Source organism: Micromonospora sp. NPDC049836, assembly GCF_044465125.1.
Classification (GTDB): domain Bacteria; phylum Actinomycetota; class Actinomycetes; order Mycobacteriales; family Micromonosporaceae; genus Micromonospora.
In genome coordinates this window covers 1-25,703 of record NZ_JBITLH010000001.1, presented here as the reverse complement: position 1 = coordinate 25,703, position 25,703 = coordinate 1, and the positions used below count along the sequence as shown (strand labels likewise).

Below are 25,703 nucleotides of genomic sequence, written 5' to 3'. Positions count from 1 at the left end.
CCTGCTCGTCCCGGCGGTCGGGGCCGGGCGGGAGCGGGAGGTCACGTGGGTCCGGAAGACCACGGTCCGGCGGGCGGCCGGGCGTCGTACCGGTATGCGCAGACGCGATCGGCGCTGCGCCGCGTCATCCGGAGCCGGCGGCGCCGCCGCTGGCTGCTGGAGGCGGCGGTCGCCGTCGCCTGCCTCGCCGCCGTGGCCAGCTACCTCGGCACCGAGCAGCACCCCACGCCACGGCGGGAGCAGAGCGTGCTGCCCGCCGCGCCCAGTGGCCGGCCGGTCCTGCCGTCCCCGGGCGGGCCCGGGGTCCAGGGCGCGGCGGTGACCCCCGGGCTGCACCCCCGGCAGCGCACCCCGTCGCCGGCACCCACGCCCGACCCGGCACCGTCCACGGCACCCCCCGCGCCGAGCCTGGCGGTCAGCCAGGCCGACGTGCCGGCCCTGGTCGACCTGACCGCGGCCGGCCCGACCGACTGGGTCCACTGGGGGCTGCTCGACTCCGGCGCGCCGGTGCACAAGCGCCGGGGCTCCCGCGAGATCCGCGACGAGGGCGGCCGGGGCCGGCGGGTCGCCTACCGCAACAACCCGGAGGAGTACGCCTGGCAGGACGGCAACCCGGTCGGCGCGGCGCGTGGCACCCAGGCCGGGGTCTACACCTGCGGCGCGGGCAACGGCTTCAGCCTCTCCGTGGCCGGTGACGGGCGGCAGCGGACCGTACGCCTCTTCGCCGGGCTCTGGATGGCCCGGGCCCGCCTCGACGTGCGGCTCTCCTCCGGCGGCCCGACCAGGACGCTGCGGTTGGAGGACCCGCACACCGCCCGCACCGCCGAGTTCACCGTCCGGTTCCGTGCCGCGCGGGGCGCGAAGCTGCTGCTCAGCTGGACGGTGGAGCGGGCGCTGGGGGACTGCGGCAACGTCAGCCTCCAGGCGGTGGCGCTGCGCTGAGCCGAGGTTCGCCCGGTGCGCTGGCCGACCCGGAGGTAGCGTGGCCAGGATCGGAGGATCCGGAGGGGAGTGCCGATGACGGCGAGCGAACAGGTGCTGGACAGCCCGCAGGGTTGGGTCGCCGACCACATCCGGCGGTACGTCGCGACCGGCGGCGCCGAGGGCCACGAGTGGCGGCCCGGCGTCTTCACGCTGCTGCTGACCACCCGGGGCCGGCGCTCCGGCAAGCTGCGGCGCACCGCGCTGATCTACGGCCGGGACGGTGCCGCCTACCTGGTGGTGGCCTCCCAGGGCGGCGCGCCGCAACACCCCGCCTGGTATCTGAACCTGCTCGCCGATCCGCTGGCTCAGGTGCAGGTCGGCGCCGAGACGTTCGCCGTCCGGGCCCGCACCGCGACCCCGGAGGAGAAGCCCCGGATGTGGCGGACCATGACCGCGGTCTGGCCGGCGTACGACGAGTACCAGACGAAGACCGACCGGGAGATCCCGGTGGTGGTGCTGGACCGGGTCTGAGCCGTCGGGACAGTTTGTCCGTCGCGGCCGCCGCGGGGCGTTCTACGGTTCCGATGTTCCGTCCGACCATCCCCTGTGGAGGCTCGACCGATGAGCAGCAGTGCGCCCGTCGCCCGTCCCGTCGCCCCGTCCGGCGTGGGTGACCCCTCCGGCGACGTGCTGCGGGAGATCCCGCTGCCGCCGTACGTGACCGGCGAGGACGCCCAGTTCGCGGTGCGCGCGGTGGTGGTGCACGCGCCGCGCCGCTGGTCCGGCGGGACGATCTGCCGCAACGACGCCAGCCCGCACCCGTGCCGGCTGCACCGCTGGGGCCGCCGGGTGCTGGCGTTGCGTGGCCTGCCGCCGGCCGAGATCGACGCGCTGATCGAGCGGGGCGACCCGGCCGCCGTGCCGAGCCGGCCCCGGCCGATCGCCTGAGCCGGCGCGGCTCGCCGGGCCCCGATCCCCCCTCCCGACCGGGGCCCGCCGCCGCTCAGCAGAGGATCGGCTTCACCCACGCGCACTCCACGCCCTCGGGGACCCGGGGCGACTCCGGCGCCGCCGGCACGGCCAGCCGCGCCGTGCTCGTCCCCTTCTCGCTGTACGACGCCAGCGCGATGGCGATCTGATCCTCCAGGCCCTTGACCGACGAGGTCAGGTAGTTGTTGAGCACGACGGAGAAGGCCAGCAGGTGCCCGTCGGTGTCGGTGACGTAGCCGGAGAGGCTGGACGCGCCGGTCAGGCTGCCGGTCTTGGCGTGCACGTTGTCCGCCGCCGGGGTGCCCCGCATCCGGCTGCGCAACGTCCCGCCGACGAAGCGTTCCGGGTTGCCGGCCACCGGCAGCGCGGCGTACCAGGTGTCGAACCAGGGTTCGGCGCGGACGGCCGACAGCAGCCTGACGAACTGGGCCGGCGGGATCATGTTGCGCCGGGACAGCCCCGAGCCGTCGCGCTGGCGCAGCGTGCCGGTGTCCATTCCGGAGTCACCGACGTACTCGCCGATCGCGGTGAGCCCGGCGTCCCAGGTGCCGGAGCCGGAGAGCACCCGGCCGAGTTCCTTGGTGAGCACCTCGGCGTGGCCGTTGTTGGAGAGCTTCAGGAAGGGCACCATCAGTTCGGAGAGCGGCATCGAGTCGTGCCGGGTGACGATCTTCGCGGCGTCGGGGGTGGACCGGCCGAGCACGGTCCGGCCGAGGACCCGTACGCCGTGCCGTTGCAGCGCCGCCCGGAAGATGTCAGCGGCGTACCCGGTCGGCTCCCACACCGTCATCCAGTCGCTGGTCGGGTCCTCGCCGACGGCGATCTGCCCGGTCACCACGATGGTGTTGCCGCCGTGCTCGCGTTCGAAGGAGATGGTTGTCTCGCCGGTGGCGACGGTCTCGGCCCGGTTGTCGATGCGCAGCCAGCCGTTGGCCGGGGTCATGGTGACCGCGGGCCGGGCGCCGGCCTGGCCGGCCGGCGCGGCGTGCACGATCACCGTGCCGGCGTCGTAATCGGTGTCCGGGGCGACGGTCAGCGCGGACACCTGCGCCGCGTAGTAGTAGGACTCGTCGTCCCAGGTCCAGTCGGAGCCCAGCCGGGTCCGGTCGTAGCGGGTGTCGTCGGCGACCAGGTTGCCGGTCACCACCCGGACGCCCTCGGCGGCGACCTGGGCGGCCAGCCGGTCGTAGTCCTCGGCGAGCATCGTCGGGTCTCCGCCGCCGCGCAGGTACAGGTTGCCGGCGAGCAGCCCGGCCCGGCGTACGCCGTCGCTGGCGACGTCGGTGGTGAAGCGGTGGCCGGGGCCGAGCAACTCCATCGCCGCGGTCGAGGTGAGCAGCTTGGTGTTCGAGGCGGGGACGAGCCGCCGGTCGCCGTTGCGGTCGTAGAGGGTCTGTCCGGTGCGGGTGTCCACGACCACCACGCCCGCCTGGGCCCCGGCGAGCCGGGAGTCGGCCAGGACGGCGTCGATGGTCGCGTGCAGCCGGGTCTGCGCGGGGGTGGGCGCTTCGGCGGTGGCGGTGCTGGCGCCGGCGGTGGTCGCGGTGGCGACCAGGGCCAGCACCGTCAGTGCCCCGATGGAGAGACGACGATGCATGCGTCGATGCTGCCACGGCGCTTTCTGCCGGAGAAGAGCCAACGATGAAAACTTATTTCCGAACCGCTCCGATTACCCGCTTCGGAGCCCGGCAAACCGCTGGTCAGCCATTCGTGGCCGGCCACGCCGGCCACGGTGTCGACTGATCCGGCTCTATTTGACGGATGCCCGGGCAGGGGGCAACGTAGGCCGTGACGGGCTTTCGACTGCCCTGGTTTGCACGGCGAAGACCCATTCGCCTTCCCGGGCACGTACCCGGCCGCGCGGCGACGAACCGGCCGCGATCCCGACCCAGCCACGAGGAGTTCCGCCATGCTGACCATGACCGAGAACGCGATTCTGGTGATCCGCGACCTCGCCAACCAGGAGGACGTCGGCGAGGCGGGCGGGCTGCGGATCGCCGCCGACACCGACGCCGGTTCGCTCTCCATCGAGCTGGTTCCCGAGCCCACCCAGGGCGACCAGGTGGTCGACAACCAGGGCGCCCGGATCTTCCTCGACCAGGACGCCGCCGAACTGCTCAACGACACCTCCGTCGACGCGGTCGTCGACGACGAGGGCGTGGTCCAGTTCGGCTTCACCGGGCAGGAGTGACTCACCCCGCGCGGCGGGACTCGCCGCGCGGGGCCCGGCCGGCGCGCCGCTCCGGCCCGTCCGGACCGGCCCGCCACGGGCCGCCGCGCTGCTCCCGGTCGGGGCGGAGCAGCGCGGCCAGCACGTGCGCCAGATGGTGCGAGGTGCTCCAGGCCGCCCAGTTCGCCGGCGAGCCGGCGCCCGCGCCCCGCCGCGCCCGCCGCAGGATCTCGTGGTCGCCCCAGGAGAAGCCGGCCCCGGCGGCCGGCCACCACGGCGCCGCGACCAGCGTCCGGCACAGGTCGGCGAAGCGCTCGTCGCCCCGGCCGCCCCGCCGGGACCAGCGGTAGATCCACCACCCGCCGTCCGTGGTGTAGCGCAGCGTCGGCAGCCGGTCGCCCGGGACGTCGCCCGCTCCCGGCGCCGCGCAGCCCACCCCGTAGTCGCCGTACCCGACGTCGAGGTCGGCCAGGCCGCGCCAGAGCTGCCAGTCGAAGCGCTCCAGCCGGACCGGCTCGTCGGCGGGCAGGCGGGCCACGGCCGGCGGCATCCCGCCGGCGGCCACCGTGACCGAACGCCAGGCGTGCCGGCGGGCCCAGCCGGCCAGCCGCCGGACCCGGGGCTCGGCCAGCCGGACGTCGGCCGGGCAGCACACGTCTCCCGCGTCGATGAGCAGGTCGCACTGCTCGGGCACGAGGCGGGTCAGCCGCCACACCCGTTCCACCGCCCCGGTCGTCGCGTCCGGGCCGGCCCGGTCCCGGCCGGTCCGCAACCGCACCACCGCCCGGGCCTGCGCCCGCGCCGCCATCCCGTGCGCCACCAACCGCCGGTCGCTGTCCGCGAGCCCGATCACCGGCACCAGCGGTACGCCCCAGCGGGCCGGCTCGCTCTCCGGACAATCCGGCAGGGCCGAGACGTCAACGGCGGGCAGCAGCCCCGCCGGCAGCCGGCCGAGCAGGTCCACGGTGCACGCGTCGACCGCGTGGACGTCGATGACCGGGGCGAGCAGCGGGGCGAGGGCGTCGTCGAGATGGGCCAGCGCCTCCAGCTCACCCCGCCGACCGGCCAGCACCGGGCGGTAGACCGGTTCCGCCGCCCGCCCTCCGTGGGCGGGCACCATACTTCAATGTATCGGCCCGATCGCGTTGCGCCACCGGCTTCCCGGACGCCGTTGACATGTCCTCCCTCCGGGTGGTGACATGAGCGCGCGGGCACACGCCGGGCATGGACGGGCAGCCATGACCCCTCTTCGAGCCGATCCCGCGTGGGTCGGCCCGCCCGGAAGGCCTTTCCCCATGACCTTGCCTACCCGCCTGCGGCTCGTGGCCGCCCTGGCCGCCGCCGCGGCCGCGCTGCTCGCCGCCGGACAACTGCCCGCGCTCGCGGTCGACGACCCGCCCGCGCCGGTGACCGGCAACGCCACCCACTTCGACGGCCTCGGCGCCCCGTACGGCGGCTGCGGCCTGCCGCAGTCCGAACTGGACAGCCAGGACTTCGTCGCGCTGAACGTGTACAACCTGCCCGGCGACTACTCGTCGTTCCCGACCCGGCCGCTGCCCCCGTCCGAGGCGGACCGGATCGGGTTGTGGAACAACGGCCTCAACTGCGGCCGGTTCGTCACGGTGACCATCGGCGACCGGTGCACCGGGATCAACGACGGTGCTCCCGGCCAGCCGTTCTGCCGCAACGGTTCCTGGGTCGCGGACGGCTACAACGGCGCCACCCTCACCATGGTGGTGGCGGACTCCTGCGGCGACGGCAACGCCTGGTGCCGCGACGACCCGTACCACCTGGACCTGGCCACCGGGTCGCTGAACCGGTTCGCCCGCGACGGGGTCCCGGTCGGTGACCTGTACCCGAACCACTGGAACAACCGGCACGTCTCCTGGTCGTTCGTCCCCGCGCCGAACTACAGCGGGGACCTGCGGATCGGCTTCCTCCAGGGCGCGCAGCGGTACTGGCCGGCCATCGCGGTCTCCCACCTGCCCAACGGCATCCACGGCGTCGAGTACCTGTCCGACGGGGCGTGGCGGGCCGCCACCATGAACAGCGACATGGGCCAGTCGTACGTGATCGGGGCCAGCACGTCCGGCGGCACCGACTTCCAGATCCGGGTCCGGGACGCCGCCGGCACGCTGGTCAACGGCGGCCGGGTCTACCGGTTCGGCCTGCCCGCCGGGTGCGGCGGCACGTGTTCAGCCGCGTACACCCCGGTCAGCTACACCACCTCGGACGGCACCGGCGCGACGGCTTCGCCGAGCGCGTCGGTGTCGCCGAGCGCGTCGGCGTCCCCGAGCGTGTCGGTATCGCCGAGCCCGACGGGCGGTCCGTCGTCGCCGTCGGCCGGATGCGCGGCGAGCTGGCGGGTGACCGGGACGTGGAGCGGCGGGTTCCAGGCCGAGGTGACCGTCCGCAACACCGGCGCGGCCCCGATCGCCGGCTGGACCACCAGCTTCGGCTTCCCGGCCGGTCAGCGGCTGGCCAGCTCCTGGAACGCCACCGCCGGCCAGTCCGGCAGCGAGGTGACCGCGACCAACGCGAGTTGGAACGGCGCCCTCCCGGCCGGCGGCACCACCAGCTGGGGGCTGGTGGCCACCGGCGACGCCGCGACACCCACCGGCCTGGCCTGCACCGCGCGCTGACCCGCTGCCCCGCACCACGGCCGTCGCCCGTGGCCGGCGTGCTGGGCCGCCCGGCACGGCCGCTGGTCGCGCCGCCCGCCACGGCCGGTGGTCGCGCCGCCCGGCATGGCTGGTGATCGCGCCGTCCAGCACCGGCGGGAACGGCGACGGGCCCGGACGCCACGCGCCCGGGCCCGCTCGCCGGTGGTCAGTCGTCGTCGCCACCGTGGTCGTCGGCGCGATCGTGGCCACCGTGGTCATCGTTGCGGTCGTCGGTGCCCCGGTCGTCGCCGCCGGACCGCCGGCCGCCGTGGTCGTCGTACCGGTCGTCGGTGCCCCGGTCGTCGCCCGCCGGGGCGACCCGGCCGTCCCGGTCGTCGAGCCGCTTCCGCTCGACCTCGACCACGGCGCCGTCCCGCCGGTCGACCTTGACCTCGTAGGTCACCCCGTCCCGGCTCACCTTGACGCTCCACACCGCGCGCCCGTGTTCCGTCTCGGCCTCGACCTCGATGATCCGCCCGCCGCCGGTCCGGGCCAGCGCCACCGCCCCGGCCCGCCGGGAGTCCACGCCGGCGGCGCCGGGCGCGGCGGTGGCGGCGGTCGGATCGCGGTCGGCGGCCGCGGTGGGGCCGTCGTCGCCGGTCGTGCTCGTCGGACCGGCGCCGGCGGTCCGGCTCGTCGCCACGGCGGCCGGGCCGGTGCGGTCGGCCACCTGTCCGCCGAGCGCGGCGCCGGTGACGGCCAGCACCGCGGCCCCGCCGGCCGCCGCCAGCACCAGGGAAGTACGTCGCATGATCTCCACCTCTCCTCGGTTGTGTCATCGAGGATCGGTCCGGGCCGGATAGTCCCGCGCTACCCCGGTTCTAAGCCCGGGTTAAGACCGCGGCGGCCCGAGCCGGAGCAGCACCAGCGCGCCGCCGTCCGGCCCGCTGCCCAGCTCCAGCCGGCCGCCGCCGGCCCGGGCGGCCCGGTCGGCGATGTCCAGCCCCAGCCCGGTCGACCCGGCCCGGCTGACGCCCCGGCGGACCGCGCCGGCCGGCAGGCCCGGCCCGGCGTCCGCGACGGTCAGCACCACCCCGGCGGGATCCGGCGCGAGCCGTACGGTGAAGGGCGTGCCGTCCGGGGTGTGCGCGAAGACGTTGCCCAGCACCGCGTCCACCGCGGCCGCCAACTCTTCGCCGGCCACCCCGACCGGCAGCGGGCCGGGCGCGAGGTCGAGGGTGACCGTCCGCCCGGTGTCCTCGGCGAGCACCGACCAGAACGCCACCCGCTCGCCGACCACCGCCGCCGCGTCGCAGCCGGTGCCGCCGCCGGGCGGTCCGGTGCGCCAGCGGGCCTGCCGGATCACCCCGGTGACCGCCCGTTCGAGCCCGTCGACCGCGGTGGTCACCCGGGCCGCGTCGGCCGGGTCGCGCAGCGACTCGGCCTCCAGTCGCAGCACGGTCAGCGGGGTACGCAGCCGGTGCGACAGGTCGGCCACCTGCTCGCGCTCCTCGCGCAGCAGCACCTGGATCCGCCCGGCCAGGTGGTTCAGGGCGCCCGCCACCTCGCGCAGCTCGGCCGGGCCGGCCGGCTCCACCCGGGCGTCCAGTTCGGCGTTGGCGAGTCGGTGGGAGACCGCGGAGAGCGCGGCGATCGGCCGGACCAGGGTGGCGGCCAGCCGGTCGGCGACGACCAACCCGACCAGCACGAGCAGCACACCGAGCAGCGCCAGCACCAGCCACGCCCGGGCCACCCCGGCGGTCAGTTCCGACCGGGGCACCACGGTGCGGATCACCCCGGTCCCGTCCGGGCGGCCCTGCACCGCGATGACCACCTCCCGCCCGCCGGCCGACTCGGCGGTCAGGCTCTGCCCCCGGGCGGCGAGGGCCACCGCCGGCGTACGCGGCGCGGGCGTGCCGAGCACCGTGCCGTCCGGCAGGTAGACGCTGACCTGCCGGCCGGAGGCCGCGGTGAGCTGCTCGACGGTCAGCCGCACGGTGTCCGGGTCGGCCGTGCCGACCACCGGGGCCAGGCTCTGCGCGTCGGCGGTGGCGCGCACGGTCGCCCGGTCCGCCGCGACGGTCCGCACCAGCAGCGCCAGCGGGACCAGGAAGGCGGTCAGGACCAGCACGCTGACCGCGGCGACGAGCAGCGCCAGCCGGCCCCTCACCGGTCGTCCCCCGGAGCCGCCAGCCGCACCCCGACCCCGCGCACGGTGTGCAGGTAGCGCGGCTCCTGGGCGCGCTCGCCCAGCTTGCGCCGCAGCCAGGACAGGTGCACGTCGACGGTCTTGTCGGCGCCGCCATACGGGATCCGCCAGACCTCGGTGAGCAGTTCCCGCTTGGTGACCACCTGCCCGGCCCGGCCGGCCAGGTGGTGCAGCAGGTCGAACTCCCGCGGGGTCAGCTCGACCGGTACGCCGTCCAGGCTCACCTGCCGGGAGCGCGGGTCGATCCGCAGCCCGCCGACCACCAGGGTGGGGTCGGCCGCCGTGGCGTCGCCGGCGGTGCGGCGCAGCACGGCCCGGGCCCGGGCGTCGAGCTGGGCGGCGGTGAACGGTTTGACGAGGTAGTCGTCCGCGCCGGCGTCGAGCATCCGGACGATCTCCGTCTCGTCGTCGCGGGCGGTGGCCACGATGACCGGCACCGAGCTGACCGCCCGCAGCATCCGCAGCAGCTCCCGGCCGTCCAGATCGGGCAGTCCGAGGTCGAGCACGACCAGATCGGGCCGGTCGTCCAGCGCGTCGCGCAGCCCGGCCAGCGCGGTCGAGGCCGCGGCGACCGCGTGGCCGCGCTCGCGCAGTGCCCGGAGCAGGGGGGTACGGATCGTCAGGTCGTCCTCGATGAGCAGCAGCCGGGCCACGGTTGGCAGGTTAGCCCCGGCAACCGCCGGTGGCTTCCCCCGTTAACCCTCGCTTAGCGTTCCCCGGTGCCGGGCCCAACCTCGCCTCGGTCAGACTCGACGCATGGGCCGTCGTCCGATCCTCGTCGCCGCCACCGGTTGGCTGGCCGCCACGGTGCTCGCCACCCTCGTCGGGCTGGGCGCGATCCAGCTGGTCGGCGACGGCATCACCGGCACGCCGGGCGGCGTACTCGACCAGGGCGACGTCGAGCGGGCGCTGGCGGCCGCACCGACCGGCGGCGCGACCGGGGCGGCCACGCCGACAACCGTTGCGGCGAGCCCCACCCGCACGCCGAGCGGCGGGCCGCCCGCCGCCGGCCGGCGGAGTTTCGCCACCGCGGGCGGTACGGCGGTGGCCGAGTGCGGCCCGGCCGGGATCCGCCTGATCTCCTGGTCGCCCGCGCCCGGCTACCGGGCCAAGGACGCCGACCGGGGGCCGGACGAGCACGTCGAGGTCCGCTTCGTCGGCGCGGAGGGTGAGTACGAGCTGCGCCTGCGATGCGTCGACGGGCGGCCGGCCGCGACCCGGCATGACTGACATATCCGCAGGTCAGGTGGGGTGTGAAGAAGTGCGTGAGTCCATGATCTGACGGCTCTGCGGGTGGCTGCGGGGGTACGGGACCGCATAACTTCGATGACAACGGGGCGATCACCGCCGATCCCCCTTGTCACGACATCTGCGCTTTGGCGCCGGCGGGAGCCGGTGCTCGGGAGACCTCATGTCCAGCACGAGATCCAGACGGGGATCCGGCGATCAGCCCGCGCCCAGGTCGGCGGAGCTCGCCCGCGCGGACGCCGAGATCGCCAGTTGCCCCCCGGTCGGGCTGCCGCCCAGCGCCCGGGTGCTCTTCGCCGTGGTAGACGCGAACGGCACCCTGGTCCGCGGGCTCGGCGTCACCTCGGCCACCCGGCTGGCCGCCGGCATGTACCAGGTCGCCTTCGACCAGGACGTCACGGCGGCCGGCTACGTCGGCACCGTCGGCATCGCGGCCGGCGGCGGGCTCACGCCCCAGGGCGCCATCACGGTGGCGCCGCGCAGCGGCATCCCCAACGCGGTCTTCGTCGAGACGTACGCCAGCGGGGGGCATCTGGACCGCCCGTTCCACCTGGCCGTCCTCACCTGACCGGCGGGGCGGGCGGACGCGCACACGAGCGCACGGCGCCGTCCGGCCGAGGCCGTAACGTCGCCGCGCTCTGGCCGTCTCCCACCGTCGCAGCCGTACGGCGGTACGCCAGCGGGGACTTGGCTCGACCGGCACAGGCGTACACCGGTCCTGGGCCACCGGATGCCCGTCCAGACGGGATCCAAACCCCGAGTGCGTGGCGAATTCCACCATTTGCGAGTCCCGGCGTGAGCCGACGGCGCACCGGGTATGTGCGCGTCATGGAGCATTTCACGATCGCGACCGTCGCCGAGAAGAGCCCGGACTTCCGCCGGGTGCTGTGGACCGGGCAGCACACCCAGCTGGTGATCATGACCATCCCGCCGGGTGGCGAGATCGGCGAGGAGGTCCACGAGGACATCGACCAGATCCTCACCTTCGTCAGCGGCACCGGCGAGGCCCGGGTGGCCGGGGAGAAGCAGGAGGTCGTCGCCGGCGACCTGGTGGTGGTGCCCGCCGGGACGAAGCACAACTTCGTCAACACCGGCCCCAACCCGCTGGTCCTCTACACCGTCTACGGTCCCCCCGAGCACGCCGACGGGGCGGTGCACAAGACCAAGGAGGAGGCCGACGCGGCCGAGGAGGCCGGGGAGGACGAGCCGCCCACCGCCTGAGCACACCCGCCTGAACGCGACCGGTCCGGGTACCCGGGGCGGGTGCACCAGCCGGCGATCTCCGACTACGGATTTCTCTCCGACTGCCGCTCCGGGGCCCTGGTCGGGCGGGACGGGTCGGTCGACTGGTGGTGCCCGGACCGGTTCGACGCGCCCTCGGTCTTCGCCCGCCTGCTCGACCCGGCCGGCGGGCACTGGCGGATCGCCCCGCTCGCGGCGAGCCGGGTCGAGCGGGCGTACCGGCCGGACACCCTGGTGCTGCGGACGGTCCACCACACGCCGGAGGGGAGCGTCGCGGTCACCGACGCGCTCGCCGCCGAGCCGGGCGCCCGGGGACACGAGCTGGGGCAGAACTCGCCCGCCGTGCTGGTCCGGGTGGTCGAGGGGCTCTCCGGGCGGGTCCCGATGCGGCTCGACTTCGTGCCCCGGCCGGAGTACGGGATGCTCACCCCGTACCTGCACCGGCAGCCGGGCGGCGGGGTGCTGGCCACCGCCGGGCCGGTGGCGCTGGTGCTGCGCGGCACGGGTCAGGAGCTGCGCCACGACGGGGACCGGGTCAGCCACACCTTCGAGGTGACCGCCGGCCAGACGGTCGGCTTCGACCTGGCGTACGCGGCGGTGCACCGGGACCCGCCGGCCCGGCTCGACCCGCTCCGGGCGCTGGCCGAGACGGTCCAGGCGTGGGAGGCGTTCCGCGAGTCGCACCGGTACCGGGGGAACTACACCCCGCAGGTCCGGGCGAGCGCCACGGTGCTCACCGGCCTCACGTACGCCCGCAGCGGCGCGGTGGCCGCCGCGGCGACCACCTCCCTGCCGGAGCTGATCGGCGGCGACCGGAACTACGACTACCGCTTCTCCTGGCTGCGCGACTTCTCGATGACCATGCGGGCCCTCTGGGTGGCGGCCTGCCCGACCGAGGCGTCCCGGCTGTTCGCCTGGGCGGCGCGCTCGATCGGCCGGATCGGCGACGAGCCGGTGCCGGTGCTCTTCGGGTTGGAGGGGGAGCGGGATCTCGCCGAGCACGACGCCGGGCACCTGTCCGGCTTCGCCGGCAGCCGGCCGGTGCGGATCGGCAACGACGCCTGGCGGCAGCGGCAGCTCGACGTGCCCGGCGAGGTGATCGCGGCGGTGTGGCGGCTGCACGACCAGCTCGGCGAGACCTTCGCCGAGGAGGTGCGGGAGATGGTCGTCGGGCTGGCCGGACAGGTCGCGTCGACCTGGCGGCTGCCGGACTGTGGCATGTGGGAGACCCGGGATGCCGAGCGGCGCTACGTCTCGTCCAAGGTGCTCTGCTGGGTGGCGCTGGACAAGGCGGTGCGGCTGGCGCCGCGGCTCGGGGAGCGGGCCGACCCGCGCCGGTGGGCGGCCGTCCGGGACGAGATCCGGGCGACCGTGCTGCGCGACGGGTGGCACGAGCGGCTGGGCGCGTACACCGGCGCGTTCGGCTCGGCGGAGCTGGACGCGTCGGTGCTGTTCCTGCCGGTGGTGGGCTTCCTGCCGGCCACCCACCCGCGGATGCGTTCCACCATCGCGATGGTGGAACGCGACCTGGGCACCGACGACGGCCTGGTCCGCCGCTGGGACACCGACCCGGCCGGCTTCCTGCTCTGCTCGTTCTGGCTGGTGGAGTGCCTGGTGATGGCGGGGGAGCCGGAGCGGGCCCGAACACTGTTCGAGCAGGCCCTCGGGCGGGCCAACGACGTGGGCCTGTTCGCCGAGCAGATCGACCTGACCAGTGGGGCCCAGCTGGGCAACCTGCCGCAGGCGCTGTCGCACATCGGCCTGATCAACGCGGCCTGGCGGTTGACCGACCCGGCCAGCGGCTGACCTGCAACATTCCTGCACATCGCAACCATTGACCTCGATCTCTCGGCCGGCCTAGCCTGCTGGTGTCGGGTTGGGAAAGCCCTTTCCTGCGGCTCCCGCCCACACCACCCCCGCTCCCGGAGACCGGGCCTCCGGCCGGGGCGCACCGACCGTCGCGACCCGTGGCCAGGCGTCGACCCGCCGCCGCGGCGGTCCACCACCACGCGCTTCAAGGAGGACAACCGTGCAGATCACACGTGCCAGACGGCGACGGTCACTGCTGCTCGCGGTGGGCGCCGGCGCCACCGTGGCGGCGCTCGCCGCCGGGATGGGGACCTCGGCCTTCGCCGCCACCGTCTTCTCCGACACCTTCTCCGACGGCGACGCCGCCGGCTGGTCGAAGTCCGGCGGCACCTGGGCGGTCACCGACGGCGCCCTCAACCAGTCCAGCACGAGCAGTGAACTCGCCCGCCAGTTCGCCGGCCAGACGAGCTGGACCGACTACCAGGTGCAGGCCCGGGTCCGGCCCACCGGATTCGGCTCCGCCACGGCGCTGGTCGGCCTCGCGGCCCGGGCCAGCAGCAGCACCAAGATGTACCGGCTGGCCCTGTTGGGCTCCGGGCGGGCCGAACTCCAGGCGGTCAACGGCAGCCAGATCGCCTCGCTCGGCTCCGCCTCGATCGGGGCGAGCACCGGCACCTGGTACACCCTGCGGATCGAGGCCAGCGGCAGCACCATCCGGGGCTACGTCAACGGCACCCAGATCGCCGCCGGCACCAGCACCATGGTGAGCGCCGGCCGGATCGCCCTGGTCACCGCGTACGCCAGCGGCAGCTTCGACGACGTGACCGTGGACTCGTCGGTCAGCACGCCGACCACGCCGCCGTCGACCGGCACCCCGCCGGCCAGCCCCACCCCGACGGCGACCGCCAGCACCCCGCCGTCGACGTCCTGGCCCACACCCACCGGCAGCGTCAAGGTGGACGCCACCATCGCCGTCCCGGCCAGCGGCTTCGACGGCGGCCTGCGGCGCTACTACGGCATCGGCGACGGCGGGCAGTCGGAGAGCCAGGACCCGATGTTCGAACTGGCCGCCGGCGCCACCCTGCGTAACGTCATCATCGGCGCGCCGGCCGGTGACGGCGTGCACTGCCTCGGCAACTGCACCCTGGTCAACGTCTGGTGGGAGGACGTCGGCGAGGACGCGGCCACCTTCCTCGGCGGCACCACGTACACGGTGGACGGTGGCGGGGCCCGCTCCGCCAGCGACAAGGTGTTCCAGCACAACGGGCCGGGCACCGTCTACATCCGCAACTTCCGGGTGGAGAGCGCCGGCAAGCTCTACCGGGCCTGCGGCAACTGCTCCTCCTCCTACCAGCGGCACGTGGTGCTGGACAACGTCACCGCCACCGGCACGAAGGTGCTGGCCGGCATCAACACCAACTGGGGGGACACCGCCCGGCTCACCCGGATCACCATCCTCAACGACCCGAGCCACAGCACCCGGATCTGCGTGAAGTACAAGGGAGTGCCGAAGGGCAGCGAACCCACCGAGATCGGCGAGGGCGCCGACGGGGTGAACTGCATCTACTCCGCGTCCGACATCACCTGGCGATAGGCCGCTCCGACGCGGGCCGCCGACTGCCGGGGGCCCGCGTCACGCCATCGGCACCCCGGTCACGTCCACCGTCTCCGGGTACTTGAGGCCGGCGCCGGTGTTCAACACCACGACCCGCTCGCCGGCCCGGATCCAGCCGCCCGCGCGCAGGTGCCGGGCGGCGGTCAGGCAGGCCGCCCCCTCCGGGCAGAGCAGCAACCCCTCCCGGGCGGCGAAGTCCCGCAGGTCGGCGAGGATCTCGGCATCATCCACCGCGATCGCGGTGCCGCCGCTCTCCCGCAGCGCCGCCAGGATCAGCTCGTCGCCGAGCGGGGCCGGCACCGTGATGCCGTACGCCACGGTGCTGGCGTCCGCCCACGGCGTGGCCCGCGGCTCGCCGGCCGCGAACGCCCGCACGATCGGCGCGCAGCCGGTCGACTGCACCGCTACGAGCCGGGGCAGCCGGTCCTCCACCCAGCCCAGCTCGCGCAGCTCGTGGATCGCCTTGTGGATGCCGATCAGCCCCACCCCGCCCCCGGTGGGATTGATGATCACCTCGGGCACCTGCCAGCCGAGCTGCTCGACGATCTCGTACCCCATGGTCTTCTTGCCCTCCAGGCGGTACGGCTCGCGCAGCGTGCCGGCGTCGAAGACCCGCCCGGCCGACTCGGCGACCAGCCGGGCCACCCACCGGCCGGCGTCGCTGATCAGCCCGTCCACCAGCCGCAGGTCCGCCCCGGCCGCGACGCACTCCCGGCGGCAGATGGTCGGCGCGGACAGCGGCATGGCGATGGTCGCGCCCAGCCCGGCCCGGGCCGCGTACGTCGCCCAGGCCGCGCCGGCGTTGCCGTTGGTCGGCATGGCGATCCGCTCGACGCCCAGCTCCCGGGCGCGGCTCACGCCCACCGCCGCGCCGCGGGCCTTGAACGACCCGGTCGGGGTCAACCCCTCGTCCTTCACGATCAGGTCGGGGATGCCGATCTCCTGGCCGTAGCCGGGGGCGCGCAGCAGCGGCGTCCAGCCCTCGCCCAGCGTGGTGACGAAGCGTGGATCGGCCACCGGCAGCACCTCCCGGTAGCGCCACAGGTCGGCCGGGCGCAGCCCGAACTGCTCGGGGGTCACCGACGCGGCCACCGCCGCCAGGTCGTAGCGGGCCAGCAGCGGCGAGCCGCACCCGCAGAGGTTCTGCGGCTCGTCCGCCGGATGCTCCCGACCGCAACGCGGGCATTCCAGGTGCGTCAGGTGCACGGTGCTCCTCAGCTCTGGTCGATGCTCAGCCAGTGCCGGCTGCGCCGACCCGGCTCGTACGGGGCGTCGAGGCGCTTCGCCACCACCCCCGGAAGTCCCTGGTCACGGGCGGTTCGCAGGGCGTCCCCGCCGACGCCCGGGAACCACGGCGGAGTCTGCCAGTGCGGGCCGGTCAACGCCAGGCCGTCGAGCAGTTCCCGGCGTTGCGCGTACGGCAGGTCGAGGCTGGTCGCGCCCTCCAGCCAGAGCAGGTCCACGGCGAGGAACTGGCCGTCCCGCTTGGTGGGCGCCTTCACCCGGCCACCCGGGTCGATCCGGACCAGCACGCCGTCCAGCACCGCCTCGACCGGCGCCAGTTCCTCGGCCATCGCGCGCAGCCACGGGTACTCCCCGGTGATCTCCTCGTCGGTGTCGCCGAGCAGCCGCAGCCGCCCGCCGGAGACGTACGCCATCGCCCGCACGCCATCCCAGCGCAGCTCGTACCCCCAGGCGGCGTCGTCCTTCGGCAGCCTTTTCGCGGCGGTGGTGTGCATCGGGCGGACCAGTTCCGGCATCGGCGTCCAGCCCTCCGGCGCGGGGTCGGTGCGGCGGACCATCCAGTCCCGGCCCCGGCCGCCGGTGGCGAAGAGCACGTACCGGCCCTTCGTCCGCTGCCCGTCCAGCACCACGATCACCTCGTCGTCGCGCCACTTCTCCGCGCGGTACGTCCCGGTGTCGTGGACGATCATCTTTCCGCCGCCGTACTCGCCGGCCGGGATCTCGCCGTGGAAGGTCAGGTATTCCATCGGGTGGTCCTCGGTGTGCACGGCGAGGTGGTTGCGCCCGGGGTCGCGGGGCAGCCCGCGCGGCACCGCCCAGGAGGCCAGCACGCCGTCGTGCTCCAGTCGCAGGTCCCAGTGCAGGCTCCGGGCGTGGTGCTGCTGGATCACGAACCGGGGCCGGCGCCGCGCGCCCCGCTTCCGCTCCGCCGTCGCTGCCGGCACCGGCTCCGGGGTACGCGCGGCGTCCCGCTTCCGCCGGTACTCCTCCAGCCGGTCGCCCACGGCCGTATTCTCCGGCAGGACGCGCCGGATCGCCCGGTTCCCGCCCTTTCTGTCCCGTTCGGGCCGGGGCGGGCGGCCGGCATGGCCGCCGCGAACCGGGGTAGAAGCGTCGGTATGGACCTCGACCAGCCCACCGTCCTGCTCACCGGCGACGTCCGGATGCCGCTGCTCGGCTTCGGCACCTGGCAGGCCACCGGCGAGGCCGGGTACGACGCCGTGCTCGCCGCCCTGGACGCCGGCTACCGGCACATCGACACCGCCACCATGTACGGCAACGAGAAGGAGGTCGGCCGGGCGGTCAAGGAGAGCGGCCTGCGCCGCGAGGACGTCTTCATCACCACCAAGCTGCCGCCCGAACGGGTGGGCCGGGAGCGGGAGACCATCGAGGCCAGCCTGACCGCCCTGGACATCGACTACGTCGACCTGTGGCTGATCCACTGGCCGCCGTCGGCGCCGGGGGACAGCATCCCGGCCTGGCGGGAACTGCTCGCCGCCCGCGACGAGAACCTGACCCGGGCCGTCGGGGTGAGCAACTACTCGATCCCCCAGATCGACGAGTTGATCCAGTCGACCGAGGAGACCCCGGCGGTCAACCAGATCCGCTGGAGCCCGTCGCTGTACGACCGCCAGGTGCACGCCGCGCACCGGGACCGGGGGGTGGTGCTGGAGGGCTACAGCCCGTTCAAGACCAGCGACCTGTCGGATCCGGTGCTGGTCCGGATCGCCCAGGCGCACGACGTATCCCCGGCGCAGGTGGTGCTCCGCTGGCACATCGACCACGAGATCGTGGTGATCCCCAAGTCGGTCACCCCGGAACGGATCCGGGCCAACGCCGACGTCTTCGGTTTCTCGCTCACCGCCGAGGAGATGCGCGACATCGACGCCCTCGGCGGCTGATTCTCCGCTGCCGGCCCTTCCCGGCGACGCGGCCCGTACCGACTCGCCCGGAGACGTCGGTGGTAATTCTGGCGGCCTACGTAGGGGCACCACGCCAGCGCCATAACTGCCGTCCGACCGTTGTCGCGTCGGGTGTCAAACGTTATCGGAGCGAGGGCCCAGCGGGCGGTTGCGACCGGGTGTTCGCTGATTGACGCCGTTGCCCGTCGCCTCCTCGTTCGGCCCGACCGCGGGGCTCCGCCCAGTCGCTATCGATTACGACGCGCCGGCTAACCATCCGGAGAGTGCCTGACCGGTGGCACTCTGGATTGAGGCGGATGTGCTCCGGTGATTACCCAGGGCGTACATCTCCGCAGCTATTGGTGACCGGATTTCGGGTCACCCCGGCCGCCCCTGGCGAGCGAGCGTCAAATTCGGCGAAGAAGGGCCCAACACTCCACCGCGTCATCGGAAATTGCATCGACACCAGGCAATGTATCGATATGTTACCCGCATGCTAGCCACTCTGGCCTGCGAAGTCCCGGGGCACCACGGGCGCTCTCCTGGGGGTGCGGGGCGGCGCGTTCTTGGTCGACGCATCGACGTACGGCGTCGGCGACGGGTCCGCGATGACCTCCGGCCGTGACGGAGGGCGGGGGAAATGTCCATTTAAAGGCTTCCATCCTCACAGCTTGTGATCGTGCTTGTGCTCGTGGCTGCCTCCTCCTTAGAGTCCCCGATCAATCAAGTGAAGACGCACGGGGGAGGGTTCTGTGGCAAGTCGTCTGACTGCCACTGTCCGTTCATGCCTAGCGGCAGGTACTGCCGTGCTGACGGCAGTCGCATTGTTCGGCATGGCCGGGGAACCGGCGGCGTATCTCGCCGCAGGTCCGGACGGCGTGACGGGTGGCGTGGAAAGTCGGTCCGACGAGGCGGTCTCCTCGCGGGCCGCCCGCGAGAGCGGGAAACCGGTGCAGGTCAAGTCGCTCACCACGGAGACGACCGAGGTCTGGGCCCTGCCCGACGGTCAGTTCCGTGCCGAGCTCTCCCTCGGCGCCGCGCGGATGCGGCGGGGGGCAGACTGGGTGCCGATCGACTTGACCATGAAGCGGACCGCCGAAGGCGGGGTCGCGCCCGTCGCGCACCCCTTCGAGATGGTCGCCACCGGCCGTCAGCCAGGCGGGGCGCATGAGCTCGCCGCCGTCGGCAGGGGCGATGACCGGCTCGCCATCGGCTGGGCCGGGCCGCTGCCGGAGCCGCGGCTCAACGGCGCACGGGCCACCTATGCGGACGCTCTGCCGGGGGTGGACCTCGTCGTCGACGCCACCCGCTCCGGCATGGAGACGCTCTTCGTAGTCAAAACCCGCGCCGCGGCGGTCCGGGTGGCCAAGCTGTCGCTGCCGATCACCGGCCGCAACGCGGCGGGCTTCCGCCGCGACGCCGGCGGGAACACCGAGATCCAGGACGCCCAGGGGCGTACCCTCGCCCGTACCCCGGCTCTGGAGATGTGGGATGCCAGGGCAGACCGGCTGGACCCGGCGTTCGCCCCGGTCCGCGTCGCGTCCACCATCAGCCGGGCCGAAGCCGGCCTCGACCTGACCTTGACGCCGGACATGCGCTGGCTCACCGATCCGGCGCGGCAGTACCCGGTCACCATCGACCCGACGATCAACCCGGTCTCCACCACCTTCGACACGTACATCAAGGAGGGCGACACCACCGACAACGGCGGCACCAACGACCTTCAGCTCGGCCGACTCGGCTCGACCGGGCCGATCACCCGCTCGCTGGCCCGCTGGGACACCACCGCCCTCGTCGGCAAGCAGATCACCGCGGCCACGGTGTCGTTCTGGAACTGGTGGTCGGCGACCTGCTCCGCGAGGTCGTGGGAACTCTGGACCGTGTCGACGATCGCCGACGGGATGGTCTGGAGCAACCAGCCGACCTGGAAATACCAGGAATCGTCGACGACGGCCACCGCCGGCTACGACACCAGCTGTGACGACAGCTGGGTCGGCATCAGCGGCAGCAAGTTCTTCCAGCGGGCCGCCGACGCCGCCGACACCCGGGCCGACATGGGGCTCCGGGCGACCAGCGAGACCGACTCCAGCTACTTCAAGCAGTTTCGGTCCCGCAACGAGGACGACACCGCCAAGCTGCCGAAGGCCAGCGTCACCTACAACACCTACCCGACGGTGACCGCCCGCTCCACCGTGCCCGCCTCCACCTGCGCGACCGGGCCGTCCCGGCCCCAGGTCAACTCGGTCACCCCGCAGCTCAAGGCGACCGTCTCCGATGCCGACGGCAACACCATGACGGTGACCTTCGAGTGGTGGGCGATGGACGCCGAGACCGCGATCGGCTCCGCGAGCTTCAGCAACGTGGCGTCCGGCGCCACCGCGAGCGCCACCGTGCCGGCCGGTGCCTTCGTCGACGGCGGGATCTACCGCTGGCGGGTCAGGACGTCCGATGGCGTCGCACCGGCGAGCTGGTCGTCCTTCTGCGAAATGCAGGTCTACAGCACCGCCTCGCCGGTCACCGGCTGTGCCGGCACGGCTGAGAACGACTTCAACGGCGACGGCGTCACGGATGTCGCCATCGCCGATCCGGAAGTGACCGTCAACGGCTTCTGGGGTGCCGGCCAGGTGCACGTCACCTACGGCGGCAGCACCACCGTCCACACCCTGCAGGAGGGAGTGGCGAAGGTGCCCGGCGTGCCGGAGTCAAGTGACCGGTTCGGCTCGTCGATCTCCGCGTACGACGCCAACAACGACGGCTGCACCGACCTCGCGGTCGGCGTCCCCTATCAGGACGTCAGCGGCCAGGACGCGGCCGGCGCCGTCTACGTGCTGCTCGGCTCCCCGGCCGGGCTCGCACAGGGCCCGGCTTCGCTCGTCTACCACCAGGACGTCACCAACGTTCCGGACGCCGCCGAGGCCTGGGACCTCTTCGGCTACTCGGTGGCTGGGAGCCGAACCGCGAGCGGGGAGCCCTACCTGGTCATCGGGGTCCCCTGGGAGAGCCTCTCGAGCGGTGCCCTGACCGGCATCGTGCACTATCTGCGCGGCAACGTGAACGTGGCGCTCAGCCAGGGCAGCGGCACCGGCATCCCTGGTGGCATCCCCGGTGCCGCGGAGATCGACGATCGCACCGGCTACGCGGTGGCGGCGTCGAAGTACCACTGGGCGGTCAGCTCGCCGGGTGAGGCGATCGGCGCCGAGGCATTCGCCGGGGCGGTGAACGTCTTCAGCAACAATCTCTCGAACGGGTTGCCCACGCTCGCCGCCGGTCTCACCCAGGACGCGGTGAACGCCTCGAATGTCGAGGTCTCAAACGTTTCCCAGGCCAACGACAACTTCGGCAAGTCGATTTCCGTCGCACCGTACCGCCCGGTGGGCGCGCCGGCGGGACAGCAGGACTCCCTGGTGGTCGTCGGTGTTCCCGGTGAGGACATCTCGGTCTCGGGGACGAACATGACGGACGCCGGTCTGGTGCACCGCTTCCACGTCACCGCGTCCAACACCTTCAACGAGCTCGCGCCGATCACCTACGCCTCTGAGGACGGCGACTACCTCGGCGAAAAGGTTGTGGTGGCCAACGCGGCACCGGCCGCCGAGGGCACCAACTCGACCATGTTCATCGCGATCGGCGTGCCCGGTGAGGATGCCGGCACTTCAACTGTCGACTCCGGCCGGGTTCGCGTGTTCCCTGCCCTGGCCAACCCGATCGGCACGCCGGTGACGTTGGAGCGCAACGGCACCAGCCTGCCCGGCAGTTTCCGGGACCAGGAACTCGTCGGCACCTCGCTGGCCGCGAGCTCGACGCAGCTTCTCGTCGGCACGCCGTACGGCGACGACGCGGTCTATGCCTTCACCTGGTCGAGTCTGGCCGGCGGGTCGACCACGCCCGCCCAGACCTGGCAACCCGGCCAGAACGGACTCCCTACCGCCAAGGGCCTCTTCGGGGCGGGGATCAACTGATGGCACACAACGAATGGCGCAGCTCAACGGGGGAGGACCTGAGGGTGGCCCGTCATAGCAGGAAGCGGGGTCGGCTCGTCACGCTCGGCCTCATGGTGGGCCTCGCCGGCCTGCTCTCCAGCACGGTCTACGCCGACAACCCGGACCCGTCGCCGGCCACCTCGCCGGTGGCGGCGGTGGAGGAGAGCCCGGTCCGGGAGACCGAGGCCGAAGCCCTGCTCGCCGCCGAGTCGCTCGGCCAGCCGGTCGAGGTGCTCGCCTTCCGCACCGAGTACCGGGACGTCTTCGCGCAGCCGGACGGCAACCTGATCGCGAACGAGCACAACCAGCCGGTGCGGGTGGTCCAGGGTGACGCCTGGGTTCCCACCGACGCCACGCTGGTCCAGAACGCCGACGGTACGATCACCCCCAAGGCCGCCCTCATCGACATGCGGATCTCCACCGGCGGGACGGACCCGCTGCTGGTGGTTCGGAAGGACGACCAGGTGATGACCCTCACCTGGCCGTACACCCTGCCGCCGCCGGTACTCAACGGCGACCAGGCCGTCTACGCGGAGGTCTTTCCGGACGTCGACCTCGTGGTCAACATGACTGTCGAGGGCTTCTCCCACGTGATCGTCCTGAAGACCCCCGAGGCGGCGAACACGCCGGAACTCCAGGGGCTCAAGCTGGGCGTCACCGGCGAGAACCTGACCATCCAGGAGACGCCCGAGGGTGGCGTCGTCGCGCTGGACCCGGCCACCGGGAACCCGGTGCTGGAGGCCGACCAGCCGACGATGTGGGACAACGGCACCCCGACCGGTGACGGGAACACCACCACGACGACCAGCGCCCGGAAGACGACCTCCGGCACGCTGGCGGCGGAGTCGACGACCGATGCCACAGTCGCCGGCGAGACCGACCTGGAGACGGCGCGTGGCCCGGAGGACAGCTCGACGGTCGCAACGATGGACCTGAGCTACGCCAACGGCTCGCTGACCCTCACTCCGGACGCCGCGATGCTCGCCGATCCGGACACCAACTGGCCGGTCTACCTGGACCCGGTTTGGCAGGCTACGACCAACAGCTCGTGGGCCATGGTGGACAGTGGCTATCCGAACGAGGAGTACTGGAAGTTCGACGGCAAGCGGCATGAGCGGATCGGGCTCTGCCCGGAGCTGTGCAACAGCTCCAAGGTCAAGCGAGTCATCTACACGCTGTCCACGCCCTACTCGGGCAAGACGATCCTCAGCGCCGAATTTCGAGTGACCATGCAGCACGCCTGGAACTCGACCGCGCACAACGCGCAGCTCTACCTGCTGCCGAAGGGGATCAGCTCCTCGACGAACTGGAGCAACCAGCCGGGCGGGTCGAGCTGGGGCAGCGGTGCCAACTGGCTGGACACCAAGGCGCCGACCAGCACGCAGTCGACCTGCACCGCCACCAACCAGAACGCCAGCTGGAACGCCAAGGAGGCCGTGCAGCTCGCGGCGGCGAACGGCTGGAGCAGCGTGACCCTCGGCCTGAAGGCGGAAAACGAGGGCAACTACCAGCACAGCAAGCGCTTCTGCGACAACGCCGTGCTGTCGGTGAAGTACAACCGGGCTCCGCTGATCCCGGCCCAGTCGGAACTCAGCTCGGACCCGGGTGGTGCCTGCGTCAACGGCTCCGGCGCCCCGTACGTGTGGAAGATCCCGAAGCTCTCCGCCGTGCTCCGCGACCCGGACCACTCCTCTGCCCACACCGAGCAGCTCAAGGCCGAGTGGCGGTTGACCTGGCGTGCCAAGGACGCCACGAGCGACACGGTGCGGACGTACCCGACGACGTTACTCAAGGCTAGTGGGTCTATCTTCACGCTCACCGCCCCCTCGGACATCCCGCAGAATGTCGTCGTCTCCTGGGACGTCCGCGCCTCGGACAACACCAGCTGGGGTCCGTGGAGTTCCGACGGCACCCGCGAACCGTGTCAGTTCATCTATGACGCGAGCGTTCCCGCCCCGCCGGACGTCGACTCGCCGGACTTCCTTCCGAAGGACGCCGACGACAACGGCTCGCCCGACTGCGCGACCGACGAGGAGTGGCACGAGAAGCTCGGCGTACTGACCAGCTTCACCTTCGACTCCGCAGCTCCCGACGTGGTCGAGTACCGGTGGGGCTTCAACGCCAACCCGTCGTCGGCCAACAGCGCCAAGCCGGCGACCGCCGGTGGGCCGGCAACCATCAAGTGGACGCCGACCAAGGAAGGACCCTGGACGCTCAACGTCATGGCGGTCGACAAGGCCGGCCTGGGCAGTTCCCTCGCCTCCTGCACCTTCCGCGTCGGCAAGCGGCCGCCCGTGGCCCAGTGGTCCTACTCCGAGGTCGCCGGATCGAAGAAGGCAGAGGATTCGCTCGGTGATCACGACGCCGTGGCCGGCAGCGGGGTGACCTTCGGCGTCCCCGGGCCTGGTGGACAATTCGACACGGCGGTGAAGCTCGACGGCACCGGCAACGGCTACCTGAAGACCACCGACACCCAGGTCGTGGACACCTCGCGGAGCTTCACGGTGAGCGCGTGGGTCCGTACCTCGGACCCCGCCCGTCGGCAGACCATCGTGAGCCAGGACGGCACGGGCGAACCCGGGTTCAGCCTCGGCACGGAGGGGGGCTCCTGGGTGTTCCGGATTCCGGCCAACGACGTGATCTCGTTGGGCGAGTGGCGGGTCTTTTCGACCGGCACCACGCCGACGCCGGTCACCACCGCGTGGACCCACCTGACCGCCTCGTACGACGAGTCCATCAAGAAGATCTCGCTTCTGGTGAACGGGACCAACCTGTACACCGCCGATCGGCGGTCGCAGACCAAGTCCCGGGGTGCCGTGCAGTTCGGGCGGCGTATGGTCAAGGGTGGCTACGCCGACAGCTGGGTCGGTGAGCTGGCTGATGTCGCGCTCTTCGACCGGCCGATCCTCTCTTCCGAGGCCAATGGGCTGAAGGAGACGGCTCTCGACCGAGCGGCGTACTGGCAGTTCAACACTGTTACCGGCACGGACAGTCCGGAGTTCGGTGCCAAGGCGGCGATGGTCCTCGGGCCGGAAGCGTCGATCTACCGGAGCACCTTCCCGCCCACCGCGCCGATGCTGGGCGCGGGCCAGCTCAAGGTGATCGGCAAGTCGACCAGTTACGCGAGCACCACGCTCAACGCCAACATGGCGAGCAGCTTCACCCTCACCGCCCGGGTCAAGCTCACCAGTAGCTGCGCGGGAACCCCGATGACGTTCTTCTCCCAGAAGGGCGTGCACAACAGCTCGGTCATCGTGCGGTGCAACAACGACGGCCGGTACGAGCTGGCGGTGCCGGCCACCGACGCGGTGGGCGCGGCGGTCGAGTTGACGCCGCCCGTGGACCTGGCACCGAAGACCATCACCAAGGGCGACCTCGTCGCCCTGGTCTACAACGGCTACACGCACGAGTTCCTGCTCTACGTGAACGCCGAGGTGATCGGCGCGGTGCAGCTCACCGAGCCGTTCAATGCCACCGGGGGGCTTCAGCTGGGCCGAGCCTTCATCGGCGACCAGTTCCGGGAGCACCTTTCGGGTGCCGTCGATGACGTCCGCGTCTACCGCGGTGTCGCCGACAAGAACCTGCTCCAGCGGTTGAACCTCACCGTCAAGGAACAGCCCAACCTCTGATCCACCCGGCCGTGGGGGGGGCCCCCGGGGGGGGGGCCCCCCCCCCCGGCCCCGGCCCCCCCCCCCCCCGGGGGGGGGGGGGGGGTGGGCCCGGGAGGGGGCCCCCACCGGCGGGCGCCGCCCCCGCAACGCACCCCC

General features: G+C 73.0%; 20 protein-coding genes. 13 read left to right on the top strand and 7 right to left on the bottom strand.

All coding sequences use genetic code 11. From position 1 onward, the window contains the following. Positions 1-45: 45 nt before the first annotated feature. From ACIBPB_RS00100 to ACIBPB_RS00090, 3 genes are all read left to right on the top strand, one after another. Complete coding sequence (locus ACIBPB_RS00100; protein WP_396837447.1) at positions 46-942, top strand: hypothetical protein; 897 nt, start codon at positions 46-48, stop codon at positions 940-942. A gap of 75 nt (positions 943-1,017) precedes the next feature. Continuing rightward, a complete protein-coding gene (locus tag ACIBPB_RS00095; protein WP_396837446.1) occupies positions 1,018-1,455 on the top strand; it encodes a nitroreductase family deazaflavin-dependent oxidoreductase in 438 nt (145 codons plus the stop codon). A gap of 90 nt (positions 1,456-1,545) precedes the next feature. Next, positions 1,546-1,872 (top strand): hypothetical protein, encoded by a 327-nt coding sequence (locus ACIBPB_RS00090; RefSeq protein WP_396837445.1) that lies wholly within the window; start codon positions 1,546-1,548, stop codon positions 1,870-1,872. 55 nt (positions 1,873-1,927) lie between these two features. Here the strand turns inward: ACIBPB_RS00090 and dacB are convergent, their stop codons facing one another. Then, positions 1,928-3,511 carry a D-alanyl-D-alanine carboxypeptidase/D-alanyl-D-alanine-endopeptidase gene (gene dacB, locus ACIBPB_RS00085; RefSeq protein ID WP_396837444.1) on the bottom strand — a complete coding sequence of 528 codons (1,584 nt, stop codon included), beginning with the start codon at positions 3,509-3,511 and terminating at the stop codon, positions 1,928-1,930. 312 nt (positions 3,512-3,823) lie between these two features. Here dacB and ACIBPB_RS00080 point away from each other — a divergent pair, with 312 nt between their 5' ends. Further along, positions 3,824-4,105, top strand: a complete 282-nt coding sequence (locus ACIBPB_RS00080; RefSeq protein ID WP_357329182.1) for an iron-sulfur cluster biosynthesis family protein — start codon at positions 3,824-3,826, stop codon at positions 4,103-4,105. Position 4,106: 1 nt separating this feature from the next. Here ACIBPB_RS00080 and ACIBPB_RS00075 read toward each other — a convergent pair whose 3' ends face one another. Continuing rightward, positions 4,107-5,204 (bottom strand): hypothetical protein, encoded by a 1,098-nt coding sequence (locus tag ACIBPB_RS00075; RefSeq protein ID WP_396837443.1) that lies wholly within the window; start codon positions 5,202-5,204, stop codon positions 4,107-4,109. Between the two features lie 175 nt (positions 5,205-5,379). On the opposite strand from ACIBPB_RS00075, the gene ACIBPB_RS00070 reads away from it, so the two are divergent. Next, positions 5,380-6,726 (top strand): cellulose binding domain-containing protein, encoded by a 1,347-nt coding sequence (locus ACIBPB_RS00070; protein WP_396837442.1) that lies wholly within the window; start codon positions 5,380-5,382, stop codon positions 6,724-6,726. A 187-nt stretch (positions 6,727-6,913) separates the two neighbouring features. Here ACIBPB_RS00070 and ACIBPB_RS00065 read toward each other — a convergent pair whose 3' ends face one another. The 3 genes from ACIBPB_RS00065 to ACIBPB_RS00055 all read right to left on the bottom strand — a co-directional run bounded on the left by ACIBPB_RS00065 (position 6,914) and on the right by ACIBPB_RS00055 (position 9,549). Further along, positions 6,914-7,498: a PepSY domain-containing protein gene (locus ACIBPB_RS00065; protein ID WP_396837441.1), complete on the bottom strand. Its 585-nt coding sequence runs from the start codon at positions 7,496-7,498 to the stop codon at positions 6,914-6,916. A gap of 81 nt (positions 7,499-7,579) precedes the next feature. Then, complete coding sequence (locus ACIBPB_RS00060) at positions 7,580-8,857, bottom strand: ATP-binding protein (RefSeq protein WP_396837440.1); 1,278 nt, start codon at positions 8,855-8,857, stop codon at positions 7,580-7,582. Continuing rightward, positions 8,854-9,549, bottom strand: coding sequence for a response regulator transcription factor (locus ACIBPB_RS00055; protein ID WP_396837439.1), 696 nt, complete (start codon positions 9,547-9,549; stop codon positions 8,854-8,856). The genes ACIBPB_RS00060 and ACIBPB_RS00055 overlap by 4 nt, the downstream gene beginning before the upstream one ends. A 103-nt stretch (positions 9,550-9,652) precedes the next feature. On the opposite strand from ACIBPB_RS00055, the gene ACIBPB_RS00050 reads away from it, so the two are divergent. From ACIBPB_RS00050 to ACIBPB_RS00030, 5 genes are all read left to right on the top strand, one after another. After that, positions 9,653-10,126 carry a septum formation initiator gene (locus ACIBPB_RS00050; RefSeq protein ID WP_396837438.1) on the top strand — a complete coding sequence of 158 codons (474 nt, stop codon included), beginning with the start codon at positions 9,653-9,655 and terminating at the stop codon, positions 10,124-10,126. A gap of 181 nt (positions 10,127-10,307) precedes the next feature. Beyond that, the gene (locus ACIBPB_RS00045; protein WP_396837437.1) at positions 10,308-10,712 is read left to right on the top strand and encodes a hypothetical protein; all 405 of its coding nucleotides are present in this window, start codon (positions 10,308-10,310) and stop codon (positions 10,710-10,712) included. Positions 10,713-10,972: 260 nt separating this feature from the next. Further along, positions 10,973-11,365, top strand: a complete 393-nt coding sequence (locus tag ACIBPB_RS00040; RefSeq protein WP_396837436.1) for a cupin domain-containing protein — start codon at positions 10,973-10,975, stop codon at positions 11,363-11,365. A 42-nt stretch (positions 11,366-11,407) separates the two neighbouring features. Then, positions 11,408-13,192 (top strand): glycoside hydrolase family 15 protein, encoded by a 1,785-nt coding sequence (locus ACIBPB_RS00035; protein WP_396837435.1) that lies wholly within the window; start codon positions 11,408-11,410, stop codon positions 13,190-13,192. A gap of 223 nt (positions 13,193-13,415) precedes the next feature. Then, the gene (locus ACIBPB_RS00030) at positions 13,416-14,789 is read left to right on the top strand and encodes a pectate lyase (protein ID WP_396837434.1); all 1,374 of its coding nucleotides are present in this window, start codon (positions 13,416-13,418) and stop codon (positions 14,787-14,789) included. Positions 14,790-14,828: 39 nt separating this feature from the next. On the opposite strand, the gene ACIBPB_RS00025 is transcribed toward ACIBPB_RS00030, so the two are convergent. Continuing rightward, complete coding sequence (locus ACIBPB_RS00025; RefSeq protein WP_396837433.1) at positions 14,829-16,016, bottom strand: threonine synthase; 1,188 nt, start codon at positions 16,014-16,016, stop codon at positions 14,829-14,831. Between the two features lie 8 nt (positions 16,017-16,024). Beyond that, complete coding sequence (locus ACIBPB_RS00020) at positions 16,025-17,059, bottom strand: DNA polymerase ligase N-terminal domain-containing protein (protein WP_396837431.1); 1,035 nt, start codon at positions 17,057-17,059, stop codon at positions 16,025-16,027. A gap of 114 nt (positions 17,060-17,173) precedes the next feature. Here ACIBPB_RS00020 and ACIBPB_RS00015 point away from each other — a divergent pair, with 114 nt between their 5' ends. The 3 genes from ACIBPB_RS00015 to ACIBPB_RS00005 all read left to right on the top strand — a co-directional run bounded on the left by ACIBPB_RS00015 (position 17,174) and on the right by ACIBPB_RS00005 (position 25,565). Then, positions 17,174-17,956: an aldo/keto reductase gene (locus tag ACIBPB_RS00015; protein ID WP_396837430.1), complete on the top strand. Its 783-nt coding sequence runs from the start codon at positions 17,174-17,176 to the stop codon at positions 17,954-17,956. Between the two features lie 833 nt (positions 17,957-18,789). Continuing rightward, entirely contained in the window at positions 18,790-21,915 is a 3,126-nt protein-coding gene (locus ACIBPB_RS00010; protein ID WP_396838142.1) for a hypothetical protein, read from the top strand. Positions 21,916-22,007: 92 nt separating this feature from the next. Beyond that, a complete protein-coding gene (locus tag ACIBPB_RS00005) occupies positions 22,008-25,565 on the top strand; it encodes a LamG-like jellyroll fold domain-containing protein (RefSeq protein WP_396837429.1) in 3,558 nt (1,185 codons plus the stop codon). The last annotated feature ends 138 nt before the right edge of the window (positions 25,566-25,703 follow it).

Bases quoted from the DNA above. Each gene is read 5' to 3' on its own strand.
- ACIBPB_RS00095 (WP_396837446.1), top strand. From the start codon at position 1,018: ATGACGGCGAGCGAACAGGTGCTGGACAGCCCGCAGGGTTGGGTCGCC.
- ACIBPB_RS00090 (WP_396837445.1), top strand. From the start codon at position 1,546: ATGAGCAGCAGTGCGCCCGTCGCCCGTCCCGTCGCCCCGTCCGGCGTG.
- dacB (WP_396837444.1), bottom strand. From the start codon at position 3,511: ATGCATCGTCGTCTCTCCATCGGGGCACTGACGGTGCTGGCCCTGGTC.
- ACIBPB_RS00080 (WP_357329182.1), top strand. From the start codon at position 3,824: ATGCTGACCATGACCGAGAACGCGATTCTGGTGATCCGCGACCTCGCC.
- ACIBPB_RS00075 (WP_396837443.1), bottom strand. From the start codon at position 5,204: ATGGTGCCCGCCCACGGAGGGCGGGCGGCGGAACCGGTCTACCGCCCG.
- ACIBPB_RS00070 (WP_396837442.1), top strand. From the start codon at position 5,380: ATGACCTTGCCTACCCGCCTGCGGCTCGTGGCCGCCCTGGCCGCCGCC.
- ACIBPB_RS00065 (WP_396837441.1), bottom strand. From the start codon at position 7,498: ATGCGACGTACTTCCCTGGTGCTGGCGGCGGCCGGCGGGGCCGCGGTG.
- ACIBPB_RS00050 (WP_396837438.1), top strand. From the start codon at position 9,653: ATGGGCCGTCGTCCGATCCTCGTCGCCGCCACCGGTTGGCTGGCCGCC.
- ACIBPB_RS00045 (WP_396837437.1), top strand. From the start codon at position 10,308: ATGTCCAGCACGAGATCCAGACGGGGATCCGGCGATCAGCCCGCGCCC.
- ACIBPB_RS00040 (WP_396837436.1), top strand. From the start codon at position 10,973: ATGGAGCATTTCACGATCGCGACCGTCGCCGAGAAGAGCCCGGACTTC.
- ACIBPB_RS00015 (WP_396837430.1), top strand. From the start codon at position 17,174: ATGGACCTCGACCAGCCCACCGTCCTGCTCACCGGCGACGTCCGGATG.
- ACIBPB_RS00010 (WP_396838142.1), top strand. From the start codon at position 18,790: ATGGCCGGGGAACCGGCGGCGTATCTCGCCGCAGGTCCGGACGGCGTG.
- ACIBPB_RS00005 (WP_396837429.1), top strand. From the start codon at position 22,008: ATGGTGGGCCTCGCCGGCCTGCTCTCCAGCACGGTCTACGCCGACAAC.